Source organism: Nocardioides sp. Kera G14 (assembly GCF_020715565.1).
In the GTDB taxonomy this organism is placed as follows: domain Bacteria; phylum Actinomycetota; class Actinomycetes; order Propionibacteriales; family Nocardioidaceae; genus Nocardioides.
The window spans coordinates 3,103,512-3,117,068 of the sequence record NZ_CP085839.1 but is presented as its reverse complement, the minus strand read 5'-3'; the positions used below and the strand labels follow the sequence as shown (position 1 = coordinate 3,117,068).

At 69.9% G+C, this 13,557-nt stretch carries 11 protein-coding genes; 5 read left to right on the top strand and 6 right to left on the bottom strand.

Annotated features, from left to right (window positions below):
- Positions 1–27 precede the first annotated feature (27 nt).
- The 3 genes from LH076_RS15235 to LH076_RS15225 are packed head-to-tail and all read left to right on the top strand — an operon-like array spanning position 28 to position 6,031.
- A complete protein-coding gene (locus LH076_RS15235) occupies positions 28–2,139 on the top strand; it encodes a hydantoinase/oxoprolinase family protein (RefSeq protein WP_227781603.1) in 2,112 nt (703 codons plus the stop codon).
- 1 nt (position 2,140) lies between these two features.
- Positions 2,141–4,288 carry a hydantoinase B/oxoprolinase family protein gene (locus LH076_RS15230; protein ID WP_227781602.1) on the top strand — a complete coding sequence of 716 codons (2,148 nt, stop codon included), beginning with the start codon at positions 2,141–2,143 and terminating at the stop codon, positions 4,286–4,288.
- A gap of 60 nt (positions 4,289–4,348) precedes the next feature.
- Entirely contained in the window at positions 4,349–6,031 is a 1,683-nt protein-coding gene (locus LH076_RS15225) for an MFS transporter (protein ID WP_227781601.1), read from the top strand.
- 77 nt (positions 6,032–6,108) lie between these two features.
- Here the strand turns inward: LH076_RS15225 and LH076_RS15220 are convergent, their stop codons facing one another.
- Positions 6,109–7,548 carry an MFS transporter gene (locus LH076_RS15220; RefSeq protein ID WP_265333825.1) on the bottom strand — a complete coding sequence of 480 codons (1,440 nt, stop codon included), beginning with the start codon at positions 7,546–7,548 and terminating at the stop codon, positions 6,109–6,111.
- Between LH076_RS15220 and LH076_RS15215 the strand changes: the two genes are divergently transcribed.
- Both LH076_RS15215 and LH076_RS15210 read left to right on the top strand, forming a co-directional pair.
- A complete protein-coding gene (locus tag LH076_RS15215) occupies positions 7,519–7,782 on the top strand; it encodes a hypothetical protein (protein WP_227783663.1) in 264 nt (87 codons plus the stop codon). The two genes, LH076_RS15220 and LH076_RS15215, sit on opposite strands and share 30 nt — an antisense overlap.
- 32 nt (positions 7,783–7,814) lie before the next feature.
- Complete coding sequence (locus LH076_RS15210) at positions 7,815–8,444, top strand: flavin reductase family protein (RefSeq protein WP_227781599.1); 630 nt, start codon at positions 7,815–7,817, stop codon at positions 8,442–8,444.
- Here LH076_RS15210 and LH076_RS15205 read toward each other — a convergent pair.
- The 5 genes from LH076_RS15205 to LH076_RS15185 are packed head-to-tail and all read right to left on the bottom strand — an operon-like array spanning position 8,410 to position 13,535.
- Entirely contained in the window at positions 8,410–9,633 is a 1,224-nt protein-coding gene (locus LH076_RS15205) for a multidrug effflux MFS transporter (RefSeq protein WP_227781598.1), read from the bottom strand. The two genes, LH076_RS15210 and LH076_RS15205, sit on opposite strands and share 35 nt — an antisense overlap.
- Positions 9,630–10,901, bottom strand: coding sequence for an FAD-dependent oxidoreductase (locus LH076_RS15200; protein ID WP_227781597.1), 1,272 nt, complete (start codon positions 10,899–10,901; stop codon positions 9,630–9,632). Before LH076_RS15200 ends, LH076_RS15205 begins: the two co-directional genes overlap by 4 nt.
- Entirely contained in the window at positions 10,898–11,542 is a 645-nt protein-coding gene (locus tag LH076_RS15195) for a maleylpyruvate isomerase family mycothiol-dependent enzyme (protein WP_227781596.1), read from the bottom strand. The genes LH076_RS15200 and LH076_RS15195 overlap by 4 nt, the downstream gene beginning before the upstream one ends.
- A gap of 7 nt (positions 11,543–11,549) precedes the next feature.
- Positions 11,550–12,368, bottom strand: a complete 819-nt coding sequence (locus LH076_RS15190) for a fumarylacetoacetate hydrolase family protein (protein ID WP_227781595.1) — start codon at positions 12,366–12,368, stop codon at positions 11,550–11,552.
- A 3-nt stretch (positions 12,369–12,371) separates the two neighbouring features.
- Entirely contained in the window at positions 12,372–13,535 is a 1,164-nt protein-coding gene (locus tag LH076_RS15185) for a cupin domain-containing protein (RefSeq protein ID WP_227781594.1), read from the bottom strand.
- Positions 13,536–13,557 lie beyond the last annotated feature (22 nt).

The following is a 13,557-nucleotide window of genomic DNA, read 5'->3' as shown; positions in this document are numbered from 1 at the left end:
CCCATCACACCTGCAGCGGAGGCACCTGTGAGCTACTACGTCGGCATCGATATCGGCGGCACCTTCACCGACGCGGTCCTTCTGGACGACGAGGGCGTGGCGCGCCTGCTCAAGACGCCGACCACGCTCGACGACCCGGCCCGGGGCGTGAACAACGCGCTCGCGCTGGCCGAGAAGGAGCTCGGCTTCGAGGAGGGGTCGCTGCTCTCCCAGGTCGACTACTTCGGTCTCGGCACCACCGTCGCGACCAACGCGCTGATCGAGCGCAAGGGTGTCACGACGGGCATCCTCACCACGCGCGGCTTCCGTGACACCCTGCTCCTCCAGCGCGGCATGGGGCACTGGGCCGGCAAGGAGCTGCACGAGATCACACGCTTCTCCCGGCGTGAGCACCCGCAGCCGGTGGTGCCCCGGGAGCTGATCGCGGAGGTCACCGAGCGGATCGACTACAAGGGCTCCGTCGTCGCGCCGCTCGACGAGGCCTCGGTCCGGGCCTCGGTCCAGCGCCTCCTCGACGAGGGCGTCCAGGCGATCGCCGTCGTCCTGCTGTGGTCCTTCCGCAACCCGGCCCACGAGCAGCGCGTCGCCGAGATCGTCCGCGAGATGGCTCCGGACGTCTACCTCTCGGTCTCCTCCGACCTCGCGCCGGTCCTCGGCGAGTACGAGCGCACGGCGACCACGGCGCTCAACGCCTATCTCGGCCCGCACGTCCAGCGGTACATGAACCAGCTGCAGGAGTCCCTGCAGGCGCGCGGCATGAACGGCACGCTGCGCATCCTCGACTCCGGCGGCGGCGTGATCACGCCCGAGCGCTGTGGCGAGACGGCCGTCTCGGTCCTCACCTCCGGTCCCACCGGTGGCGTGCTCGCCTCCGCCAAGCTCGCCGAGCAGCTCGGCACCCCCAACGTCCTCACCACCGACATGGGCGGCACCTCGTTCGACGTCGGCATGATCCTCGACTACGAGCCCGTCGTGAGCCCGCGCCAGGAGGTCAACGGCTACCACGTACTCAAGCCAGCCGTGCAGGTCACCGCCATCGGCGCCGGCGGCGGCTCGATCGCCCAGGTCGTCGACGGCCAGCTGCTCGTCGGCCCCGAGTCGGCCGGCTCCGTGCCCGGCCCCGCGTGCTACATGCGCGGCGGCACCCGCCCGACCGTCACCGACGCCGACGTGGTCCTCGGCATCATCGACCCCGAGTACTTCCTCGGCGGTACCTTCCCGCTCGACCGCGACGCCGCGGTGCAGGCGATCAGGGAGCACGTCGCCGACCCGCTCGGCATCTCCGTCGAGGACGCCGCGGCCGGTATCAAGCAGATCGCCGACCACAAGATGGCCGATCTGCTCGACACGCTCACCGTCGGCAAGGGGCACGACCCGCGCGACTTCGTCGTCTACGCGTACGGCGGCGCCGGGGGTGCCCACTGCCACGGCTTCGGCCACGAGCTCGGCGTCCAGTCGGTCGTCGTCCCCTCCACCGCCACCGTGCACTCCGCCTTCGGTGCGGTGATGAGCGACCTCCACGTCGCCGCCGAGTTCTCCGACCCGCTGGCGACCCCGGTCTGGGAGGGCGCCGCCGAGATGCTGCCGGCCGCCCGGATCGCGGAGAACCTCGCCCGGCTCGAGGCCCAGGTGCGTGAGCAGCTGCTCGACTCCGGTGCCGAGGAGGACCGGATCCACGTGCAGCGCTACGCCGAGGTCCGCTTCCGGATGCAGTCCAAGTCGCTGCCGGTCGCGCTGCCGGCCGGTGAGCTGACCGCCGCCGACATGCAGCACCTGCTGGACTCCTTCGTCAAGCAGTTCGAGGAGACCTACGGCTCCGAGGCCGTCTTCACCGGCGCCGGCGTCGAGATCCCCTCGGTGCGGGTCCAGGCGAAGGGCGAGCTGAGGAAGCCGGCGATCAGCACGGTCATCTCCGGCGGCTCGGCGCTGGAGGTCGAGCGCCCGGCCACCCGCAAGGTCTACCTGCCCAGCGGCTGGACCGACGCCGACGTCGTACGTGGAACCGGGCTCAAGCCGGGCGACCTCGTCGACGGCCCGGCGATCATCGAGCACCCCGGCACCACCATCTTCATCGGCGAGGGCCAGCAGGCCGTCATCGACCGCCTCGAGAACACCGTCATCACCACGAAGGAGAGCTGAGATGGACCCGATCACCTACGAGGTCGTCCGCCACCGGTTGCTCGCGGTCGTCGCCCAGCAGTCGGCCGTGCTCAAGAACGTCTCCGGCTCACCGCTCGTCTTCGAGGCCAACGACTGCAACACCGGCGTCTACCTGCCCGACGGACAGATCGCTGCGATGGGCCCGCACATCGTCTTCCACTCCGGCTCGATGGAGCTCGTGGTGGGGAACATCATCCGGCAGTTCGAGGTCGAGTCCGACGGTGTCAGCGACATCAACGAGGGCGACATCTTCATCACGAACGACCCCTACTCCGGCGCGCTGCACCTGCCGGACGTCACCATGGTCGAGCCGGTCATCGTCGATGGCGAGCGGATCGGCTGGGTCGGGTCGTGCTGCCACGTGCTCGACATCGGTGGCATGACGCCGTCCTCGTGGTGCCCCGACGCCACCGAGAACGTCCAGGAGGGCCTGATCCTCCCGCCGACGAAGCTCGTGGAACGCGGTCGGACCCGCTCCGACATCTGGAACCTCATCCTCTCCTCGTCGCGTCTCGCGCCGAACCTCGGCCTCGACCTCAAGGCGATGATCGCGGCCAACACCCACGCCCGTAAGGGGATGTTGCGCCTGGTCGACCGCTACGGCGTCGACGTGGTCAAGGCCGTGATGGCGACCATGCTGGACAAGTCCGAGATCGCCACCCGCGAGCGGCTTCGGTCCCTGCCCGACGGCGTCTTCCAGGCCCGCAACTACTTCGACGCCGACGGCAAGAAGGCCGGGTTGCACCGCGTCGAGGTCGAGCTCACCAAGCGCGACGACACCCTCATCTTCGACTACTCGCGCTCGGCCGAGCAGGTTCCCTCGATCGTCAACTGCACCATCTCCGGCCTGCGCGGCGGCGTCTTCGCCTCCGTCCTCCCGGTCATCGCGCCGGACATCCCGTGGAACTCCGGCGTCATGCGTGCCATCGAGATCGAGGCCCCGGAGGGGCTCATCATCAACTGCGCCAAGCCCGCCCCGTGCGGCTCGGCGACCGTCGGCGGTGCCTACATGGTCAAGAACACCGCCCACGCCGCGGTCTCCACCCTCGCCGGCATCGACGACGTGACCCGCTCCGATGCGATGGCCGAGTCGACCGGCGCCATCCAGGTGCTGCACATCGGCGGGCTCAACCAGTACGGCGTCGGGTTCGGCGGCGCCCTCACCGAAGCGCTCTGCGGCGGTGGCGGTGCCACACCCGAGGCCGACGGTGCCGACTTCGTCGGTCCGCACGAGATCCTCTCCTACCAGTTCAACAACGTGGAGGGTGAGGAGGTCGCCTTCCCGCTGCTGTGGCTGCGCCGCGAGTTCAACACCGACTCCGGCGGCGCAGGCCGTCACCACGGCGGCACCTCGCTGTCCGCTGCCTGGACGGTGCACGACGCCGACTTCGTCCACGGCGTCCACATGGCGCACTCGCTCTCGATGCCGGCCTCCACCGGCCTGCACGGCGGACTGCCCGGCTCGACCCATGCGGTCACCGTGGCCCGCGGCACGGATGTCAACGAGGCCCTCGCGACCGGCCGGTCGGTGACCGGCGCCGCCGACCTCCAGGTCGACCCCGCCCAGGTGACCGTCTTCGACTCCAACCCGGGGGAGCAGATGTTCTTCCCGGGCGATGTCATGGACTGGTCCTTCCACGGCGGAGGGGGCTGGGGCGACGCCCTGGACGCCGACCCGGAGACGATCGCTCGCGACGTCCAGGAGGGCCGCATCTCCGAGACCGGTGCGCGACGCCACTACGGCGTCGTGCTCGCGGAGGGCGTCGTGGACGCTGCCGCCACCGAGGCGGCGCGGGCCGACGTACGCCGGCAGCGACGCGAGTGGAACCGCGCCCTGGTCGAGGAGTTCGCTCCCGTGACCGGCGAGGCACGCGTCGTGGGCGACAGGCTGCGCATCGTCGCCGGCCATGTCGCCTGCGAGTGCGGGCGGACGCTGGCGACGTCGGGTGAGGACTGGAAGCAGTACGCCGGCCACGCGACCCTCACCGCCGACGAGCTCGGCGAGAAGGTCCGCCTCCATCCCGACCTCGTCGCCGACGCCCACGCCTGCCCGGGCTGCGGCGGACTCCTGTCCGTCGAGATCCGGCACCACGAGGACGCGCCCCTGCGTGCCCTCACCCTCGCCTGAGCAACCAGGCACCAGATCTCGGGATCACCTCACCCCATCGGTTCGAAGGAGAGCCATGTCATGAACACGACCGTCGTCTCACAGAAGGGGTCGACCGGCCTGACGTATACGGCCGCCTACCTCTCCGTAGCGCTCGCCATGACGGCGTACGCGATCCCGGGCGCCCTCAACGGCACCTTCACCACCCAGTTCCACACCTCCGGTGCCGGCCTGACCTGGATCACCGCGATCTTCGAGCTCGGCATCGTCGCCTTCGAGCTCACCTTCGGCCTGCTGGGTGACCTCTTCGGCCGCAAGCGGCTCCTGGTCGGCGGCTCGGTGCTCGTCGTCATCGGTGCGGTCCTCTCCGCGATCGCGACCACGACCGGGTTCATGATCTTCTCCCAGGCCGTGATCGGCATCGGGTCGGGCATCCTCTTCCCGATCGGCCTGTCGATGGTCGCGGCGCTCACCGACGACCACGCCAAGCGGTCGAAGATCATCGCCACCTGGGCAGGCTTCCTCTCCCTCGGCGCCGTGATCTCGCCGGTCCTCTCGACGCAGACCCAGCTCCACTTCACCACCGACAGCTTCGCCGGCTGGCGGGTCACCTACTGGATCATCGTCGCCGTCGCGCTCCTCCTGGTCGCGATCTCCTTCGGCACCCGGGACTCCTCGGCGCCCGCCGGGCGTCACCTCGACCTGCCCGGCCAGATCACCTTCGCGCTGGGCCTGATCGCGGCGCTCTACGCCACGGTCACGGCCGTCGACAGCGGCTTCGGCGATGGCAAGGTCATCGGCGGGTACGTCGTCGGGGTGGTGCTCCTCGTCGCCTTCGTGGTCGTCGAGCTGCGCAGCCCGAGCCCGCTGCTGGACCTCGGTCTCTTCGCGAACAAGGACTTCTCACTCGGCTCCGTCGTGGCCGTGATCGGCATGTTCGCCTTCCTCGCGACCTGCTTCTCGACCTCGATCAGTGTCGGTGCCCTGGCGCAGGCGCCGGTCTGGGCGGTCGGCGTGCTCTTCGTCTTCATCCAGGGTCCGGCCTTCTTGCTCAGCCCGGTCGTCGGATGGCTGATCCACCACCGCTCGCCGCGGTTGGTGCTCACCGCGGGCTTCGCCTTCATCGCAGCCGCGGCGTACTGGCTCTCCTCGTTCACCCTGGGTGTGCCGGAGTCGTTCGGCGGCCCGTCGTGGACGGCGTGGATCGCGCCGCTCCTGCTGCTCGGCATCGGCTTCGCGCTGACCGCCGGCTCGATCACCGCGGTCGCGATCAACAACGTCGCCCCGCACCAGATCGGCATGGCGAGCGCCACCACCTCGGTGATGCGCGACCTCGGCTTCACGCTGGGGCCGGTGATCGGGTCGGTCGTCGCCTTCTCGATCGGAGCCTCGGACTTCGGCGCCAAGATCGGGGGGATCCTCACCGGTGCCAAGCTCCCTGCCGACGCCGTCGCCGGCCTCTCCCAGGTGCCGCCGCTCGGCTGGCTCTCCGGCTGGGACGGCGTGATCGGCCAGTTCTCCGGCCAGGTGCTGGCCTCGGGTGCGCCGCAGCAGGCGGTCGACGGCCTCGTCGCCGCGCTCAACGACCCGGCGACCAAGGGTGCCATCCAGGGTGCCGCGGACGCCTCGCTCGGCTCCGGCTTCGGGACCGTCTACCTGATCGCAGGCATCGCGGCCACGGTCTGCGCCCTCCTCACCCTCTTCATCGGACGCCGGGTGGACGTCCCGGTGACCGACGAGGAGATCGCCGAGCTCGTCGCCTGACACCACGCAGAAAACATCACAGGCCGGGGCTCTCGTCGACACGAGGCCCCGGCCTGCTGCATGCCGGTGAGGGAGTCTCAGAGGTGGCCGGCCTCGCCCTCGACGGTCTCCTCGAGGACCGTGTCGAAGGAGTGGTGCGGGGCCTCGCGCAGGACGGCGAGCACCAGCACCGCCACGACGAGGGCGAGGCCCGCGCAGGTGACCATGCCGATGTGCAGGGCGCCGACGAAGCTGTCGGTGAGCTGCGGGAGGCCGTCGAGCGGAACCCCGGCGGCGGCCGCTGCGGCGGCGCCTGCATCGAGGCCGGCCGGAAGCGCGCCGGCGAGGTGGGCGGTGACGATCGCCGAGAGGACCGCGGTGCCGATGGCGCCGCCGACCTGGAGGCAGGTGGTCTGGAAGCCGCTGGCCACACCGGCGAGGTGGACCGGAGCGCCACCCACGATGAGGTCGGCCGCCGACGGGATCGCGAAGCCGGAGCCGAACGAGATGAGGACGAACGGGATCGCCATCCACCAGTACGACGAGGTGGTGTCGACGTTCGTGAGCAGCAGCAGGCCGAGGGCCATCAGGGCCAGGCCGGTGGCGGCGACCTTACGGGCACCGATCCGACTCGTGAGGAGCGCGCCGATCGGTGCCGACGGGATGGAGAAGAGGCTCAGCGGCAGCATCATCAGACCGGCCCGGGTGGTGGTGTGGCCGAGCGTGTTGAGCAGGAAGAGCGTGATCAGGAAGGTCAGCCCGAGCATGGCGAAGAAGTTGGCCACGAAGACCGCGCCGCCGATGCTCACCGAGGGAGCCTTGAACAGGTGGAGCGGCAGCAGTGGCTCGGCCACGGTCTGCTCGACCTTGATGAAGGCGCCGAGGAGGACGACGGCGGCGACGAGGAGGCCGAGGGTGCGGGCGTCGCCCCAGCCCCAGGACTCCGACTGGACGACGGCGAAGACGACGCTGAAGAGCGTGAGTGCCAACAGGACGACACCGGCGAGGTCGAGCCGGCTTGCGGTGTCCCGCGGCGTCTCGGCGATCACGAACGCACCGAAGATGAGTCCGATGAGGGCGAACGGCGCGTTGATGTAGAAGACCCACTCCCAGCCGAGGTGCTCGACCAGGACGCCGCTGACCAGCGGCCCGCCGGCGATCGCGACGGAGGAGACGCCGCCCCAGATTCCGATCGCCATGCCGAACTGCTCGCGGGGGAAGGTGGCGCGCAGCAGCGCCACGGTCTGCGGCATCAGGACCGCTGCGGCCAGTCCCTGGACGGCGCGCAGGATGAGAACGCCCTCGATGCTGCCGATCAGGCCGATGCCGACGCTGGCGAGCCCGAAGGCGAGCACGCCGACGAGGTAGAGCCGCTTGCGGCCGAGGCGGTCGCCGAGCTTGCCGCCGAGGATGAGGAAGACCGCGAGCGTGAGCAGGTAGGAGTTGATCACCCACTGCAGTTCCGAGAAGGAGGCTCCGAGATCGGCCTGGATCGCCGGGTTTGCGATGTGGACCACCGTGGAGTCGAGTCCGACCATGAAGAGGCCGAAACAGACGGCGAGGAGGGTCAGGGCCTCGTCCTCCGCGAGCATCCCGCCAGTGATGGACGAAGTGTCGAGCTGGTCGCCACCGCCCTGGCGGAGGAGAGCCTGGCGCGGGTCCAGGCCTTCTGGGTGCAGCGCCTGCGCAGCGCCCCGACCGCCGTGCTCGCCGACGGCGCCCGGACCGCGAGCGCACTGGCCGCCCTCGCCTCCGCGCTCCGACAGGCCTGACCCTGACCTGGGCCCGACCTAGGATCGAGCGGGTGAGCAGGACCCACTTCTACGAACCTTCGCAGGGCCACGGACTGGCCCACGACCCGTTCAACTCCATCGTCGCGCCGCGTCCGATCGGCTGGATCTCGTCCCAGTCCGCCGACGGCGTACGCAATCTGGCGCCGTACAGCTTCTTCAACGGCTTCAACTACGCGCCGCCGATCATCGGGTTCGCCAGCCTCGGCTACAAGGATTCGGTGCGCAACATCGAGGTGACCGGTGAGTTCTGCTGGAACCTCGTCAGCCGGCCGCTCGCCGAGCAGATGAACGAGAGTTGCGCCGAGGTCGGTCCCGAGGTCGACGAGTTCGAGCTGAGCGGCCTGACTGCGGGCACCTCCAGCATCGTCAGCGCGCCGCACGTCGCGGAGGCCGGCGTCGTCTTCGAGTGTCGCCGGACCCAGATCCTGCGACTCCGGACCGCAGCCGGGGACGAGGTCGACAGCTGGCTCGTGCTCGGCGAGGTCGTCGGTGTCCACATCGACGAGTCGCTGCTCGTCGACGGTTCCTTCAGTACGACGGCGGCCCAGCCGGTCCTGCGCGGTGGAGGTCCTGCGGACTACTTCACGATCGGTGAGGAGCAGCTGTTCAGGATGCGAAGGCCGTCTCCGACGCGGGACTGACCACCTGCCGCGCCAGCACGAAGCAGCCGCCGCAGAGCAGTGCCGCGCCGAGCATCACGACGCCCATCGGCACGGCGGTGTCGTCGCCGGCCAGTCCGCCGAGGGGCGAGACGATGCCGCCCACAAGGAACTGCAGCCCGCCGATGACCGCTGAGCCGGCTCCGGCATGGTCACGCGCCTGCTGCATGGCGAGCGCGGTCAGATTGCCCGTGAGGAAACCGAAGGCGCAGGTCACCATGAGGAGCGGTCCGAGCAGCAACACCGGCCACGGGGAGAGCGCCGAGGCCAGCACGAGGATCGTGCCGCCGAGGAGGAAGGGGAGGGCTCGACGTACGGTGTGGGCCGGGTGGACCCGGTGGCGGGCCAGGCGGGTGGAGACGACGCCGGCGATCACGATGCCGACCGAGTTCACCCCGAATCCGACACCGAACGCCCAGCCGGGGAGGCCGAGCACGTTCTGGTAGACGAAGGACGAGCTTGAGATGTAGGTCATCAGCACGCCGAAGCTCAGCGCCATCGCCAGCGCGTGGAGAAGGTACGACGGCCGCCGTGCCACGACGACGAGGGAGGCGTAGGAGAGACGCGCTGCTCGTCGCTCGGGCGGCAGCGACTCGCGCACGACCCCGAGGACGCCCAGCCACTGCGCGGCCATCACGGCGAGGATGACCGCCAGCACGCCGCGCCAGGGCACGTGTCCGGCGAGGAGGCCGCCGACCACCGGCGCGGCGACCGGTCCGATGCCGTTGATCGTCATCATCAGGCTCAGTGCATGGGTGGCCCGGTATCCCGTCGACAGGTCGCTGATCACCGCACGCCCTATCACCAGCCCTGCGGCTGAGGCGAGGGCTTGGACGAAGCGGGCACCGATCAGCACCTCGACGTCGGGTGCGATGACGGTCACCGCCGAGGCCACGACGGCGAGGAGGGTGCCGGCGAACATCGGCCACCAGCGACCCACCCGGTCCGACAGCGGACCCCAGAGCAGTTGGCCGAGTCCGAGCCCGACGAGGAACGCGGTCAGGGTGAGCTGGATGTGCGAGGTGTCTGTCGACAGCCCGCTCTGCATCTCGGGGAACGACGCGAGATAGAGGTCGGTGGCGATCGGGGGCGTCACGGACAACAGCGCGAGGGCCAGGATCAGCGGAGTGCTGATGTCCTGGCCCTCGCGGCTGGGGACTGCGGTCGTCACCCTGCGACGGTAGCGGCGCCGACGTCGACGGAGTCGAGCGGGATCGGCGTGAACATCTCCGCCTCGTCCTCCGGGAAGAGGGCCGTCGGGCCGTAGAGCCAGTCCACGAACGAGTAGTCGTAGGTGTCCCGGGCGGAGAGGATCGCGTTGCGCTGCTCGCGCTTGGTCCCCACGTGATGCCAGAGGATGCCCCACTCGCGGCTCGTTGCCAGCACGCGGCGGGTGTGCTGCGTGCGGACGGCCTCGTAGGCCTTGAGTGCGGTGTCCCAGTCGACCTCGCCTGACTCCGAACGGTTGCGTGCGACGTGCTTCGCCAGGGCCCAGCCGTCCTCGATCGCCATGATCGCGCCTTGGGCGATGTACTGCAGCGGCGCGTGGGCGGAGTCGCCGAGCAGCGCGACGCGGCCGTAGATCCACTGGTCGATCGACTCGCGGTCGTACATCCGCCACCAGCGGTCGCGCCACATGAACTTCAGCCCGTCCTGAACGTCGCCGACGGTGTCGGCGAAGGCGGCGTCGAGCTCGTCCGGCGTGCCCCAGTCCTCCTGCCCTGCAAGGGCTTTCGGGGACTCGAAGACCGCGACCTGGTTGAACATCTCGCCACCGCGCAGGCCGTACTGCACGAAGTGGCAGTTGTTGCCCAGGTAGAGGACGACGGCCTTCTCGTGGATGTTGTTGGCCCGCGCCTCGTCGATCGGGATGGCTCCCCGATAGGCGACGTACGACGACGACACCGGCTCATCGCCGACGTACTTCGTCCGCGCGACGGACCGGATGCCGTCTGCGGCGATGACGACCGGTGCGGTGTGCGTCGTGCCGTCCTCGAGGGTCACCGTCGCCGACGAGTCGGTCGAGTCGTAGTCGACAGCCTTCGCGTTGGTGACCAGCTCGACCCCCGCGCGCTGGCACGCGCGCAGCAGGGTCGCGTGCAGGTCGGAGCGGTGGATCACCATGTAGGGATAGCCGTAGCGCTTCTCGAGGTCGCGCAGGTCGAGTCGGGTGACCTCCGTGCCGGAGCGCTGTTCGCCGACGCCGTCGAACATGATCATGTCGTCGGGCAGGACGCCGAGGCTCTTCACCTCATCGAGCAGGCCGTACTCGTCGAGGATCCGGGTGCAGTTCGGTGCGATCTGCAGGCCGGCGCCGACCTCGCCGAACTCGGGAGCGCTCTCCAGGAGTCGCACCTGCAGGCCCTCCCGTGAGAGGGCGAAGGCGGCGGAGAGGCCGCCGATGCCGCCGCCGACGATGAGGACGTCAGGGTTCGTCACAGCCAGGCTCCGATCTCGGGTGCGTCGGTCAGGGCGTGAGGACGCCCGGCGAGCCACGCGGCGACGTCGGCCTTGGTGCCCTCGGGGAGCTCGTCGGCCGACAGTCCACGCTTGCCGCAGATGTCCTCGATCAGTGCGTCGAGGAAGCCCTCGGGCAGGGCGGAGAAGTCGATGTCACCGCGAGCCGTACTGGTCGACAGGTCCACCGCGTGGATCAGGCCCTCGCGCGACCGCATGTAGGGCAGCTCGGTGGCAGGTACGGTGCGCCCCTGCGCCGTCACGACCTCGTTGCTCCACTCCTCGGAGGTGAGGCTGTCGAAGCCCTCGGCGAGAGCCCGGATCGAGGACTCCAGCCAGGTGGTCGCCTCCGAGGCCGAGAGGGTGTCGCCCTTGGCGATGCCCTCGGCGCGGTCGGTGGCGGAGGCGTACATCGGCGTCTCGACACCGGTCTTCGCCCAGGTCACGAGGTTGAGCAGCGCGTCGCCGTTCGCGGCGATGTGGGCGACCAGGTTGCCCACCGACCACCCCGGCAGGGTGGACGGCGCACGCAGGTCGTCGTCGGTCAGGCCGGCCGCCGCCTTGAGCACGAGCTCGTTGCCGAGCTCGGCCCAGGCCCGGGCCTCTTCGAGGGTGCGGGTCATGACGACCTCAGCCCTCGACGATCGTGTTGACGCACTCACCGAGGCCCTCGATCGAGGTGACGACCTTGTCGCCGACCTTGAGGAAGACCTTCGGGTCACGGGCCTGACCGACACCGGCCGGGGTGCCGCCGGCGATGATGTCACCGGGCTTGAGCGTGATCATCGTGGAGATGTACTTCACCAGGAAGACCGGGTCGAAGACGAGGGTGCCGGTGTTGTCGTTCTGCATGACCTCGCCGTTGACGACCGTCTTCACCTCGAGGGCGGGCTTGACCCCACCGACCTCGTCGGGGGTGACGACGTACGGGCCGACAGGCGTGGTCGCCTCCCAGATCTTGCCCTGGGTCCACTCGATGGTGCGGAACTGCCAGTCGCGCACGGAGATGTCGTTCATGACGGTGAAGCCGGCGATCGCTTCGGCGGCCTGCTCGTCCGTCGCGCGACGCACCTCCTTGCCGATCACGACGCAGATCTCGACCTCCCAGTCGAGCGCCTCGGTCTCGACGGGGTAGACGATGTCGTCGTTCGCACCCAGGAGCGTCTCGGCGAACTTCGGGAAGAGCACCGGGTACTCCGGCAGCTCGCGACCCATCTCCTTGATGTGGTTCGCGTAGTTGTGGCCGACACAGACGACCTTGCTCGGCTGGGTCACCGGGGCGAAGTCGGCGCCGGCGACCGGGTAGGTGGGGGCGTCAGCGGCGGGCGCGGGGCTGCCGGCGGCGAAGTACTCCCGCAGGTCGGAGAACCCGAGGTCGATGTGCTGGTCACCGTCGAGCTTGACGGCACGGGTGCCGGTCGACGTACGGATGGTGGCGAGCTTGCTCATGAATCAGATGTCCTTGCTGGTGCGGGTGAGGCCGAGCGCGTCGAAGATCGGCGCGTCGGAGAAACGGAAGAGGTCGAGGGCGGCGGAGTCGGAGTCGGAGGAGCCCGCCTCGGACTTGACGCTCCACGGCTCCCAGGAGGGGACGACGAAGAGGTCACCGCGGGTGACGCTCCACGTCTTGCCCCCGACGGTCACGACGCCGGAGCCGTCGAAGACCTGGAAGACGCTGCTGCCGGTCTCGCGCAGCGGCGTGGTCTCGAAGCCGGAGGCGACGCGGTGGAACTCGGTGCGCATCGTCGGCAGCACGTCGCCGGCGGTGGCGGGGTTGGTGTAGCGGACGGCCGCGTGGCCCGGCTCGACCGCGCCGGCGTACCCGGCCGCGTCCAGTGCGAGCTGGTCGGCCAGCGCGGCGTCGGTGTACTCCCACTTGTAGGAGAGGAGCGGCGACCCTGGCGCGGTCTCTCCGACGGACACCGGCCGGAGACCGGGGTGCGCCCAGAGCTGCTCGGAGCGCGAGCGCTCGGGCGTGATCCGCTCGGCGTCGGAGATCTCCTCGCGACCGAACTCGAAGAACTGCGCCTCGGACGTGTACTGGAAGGGGATGTCGAGCCCGTCGATCCACGCCATCGGGTGCTTGGTGGCGTTGTGGTGGGCGTGCCAGTTCCAGCCGGCCTGGGGCAGGAAGTCGCCCCGGCGCATCGGCACCGCGTCGCCACCGACGACCGTCCACACACCCTCGCCCTCGACGACGAAGCGGAAGGCGTGCTGGGTGTGGCGGTGCTCGGGGGCGTCCTCGCCGGGCATCAGGTACTGGATCGCGGCCCACAGGGTCGGCGTCGCGAACGGCCGTCCTCCCAGGGAGGGGTTGGCCAGCGCGATCGCGCGGCGCTCGCCGCCGCGACCGACCGGCACCAGGTCCCCGGCCTGCGCGGCGAGGCGGATCAAGTTCTCCCACCTCCACAGGTGCGGCGCGGCCTTGCTCCGCGGGTGGGTGGGCATGAGGTCGCCGATCTCGGTCCACAGCGGGACGAGCAGCTCGGCCTCGAAGCCCTGGTAGAGGGCCTCGAGCTCAGGGGTGACATCAGGCTGGCTGGGGGAGGCGACAGCCTTCAGTTTCACGGCCGTCTCTGTCGACGGTGCGCTGCGCTTGTCTGGGTTGGCGGACATGGGTCTATCGTGTGCCACGTCA

Excerpts from the sequence above, each read along its gene's own strand:
- LH076_RS15230 (WP_227781602.1), top strand. The coding sequence starts at position 2,141 with ATGGACCCGATCACCTACGAGGTCGTCCGCCACCGGTTGCTCGCGGTC.
- LH076_RS15225 (WP_227781601.1), top strand. The coding sequence starts at position 4,349 with ATGAACACGACCGTCGTCTCACAGAAGGGGTCGACCGGCCTGACGTAT.
- LH076_RS15220 (WP_265333825.1), bottom strand. The coding sequence starts at position 7,548 with ATGGTCGGACTCGACTCCACGGTGGTCCACATCGCAAACCCGGCGATC.
- LH076_RS15195 (WP_227781596.1), bottom strand. The coding sequence starts at position 11,542 with ATGACCCGCACCCTCGAAGAGGCCCGGGCCTGGGCCGAGCTCGGCAAC.
- LH076_RS15190 (WP_227781595.1), bottom strand. The coding sequence starts at position 12,368 with ATGAGCAAGCTCGCCACCATCCGTACGTCGACCGGCACCCGTGCCGTC.
- LH076_RS15185 (WP_227781594.1), bottom strand. The coding sequence starts at position 13,535 with ATGTCCGCCAACCCAGACAAGCGCAGCGCACCGTCGACAGAGACGGCC.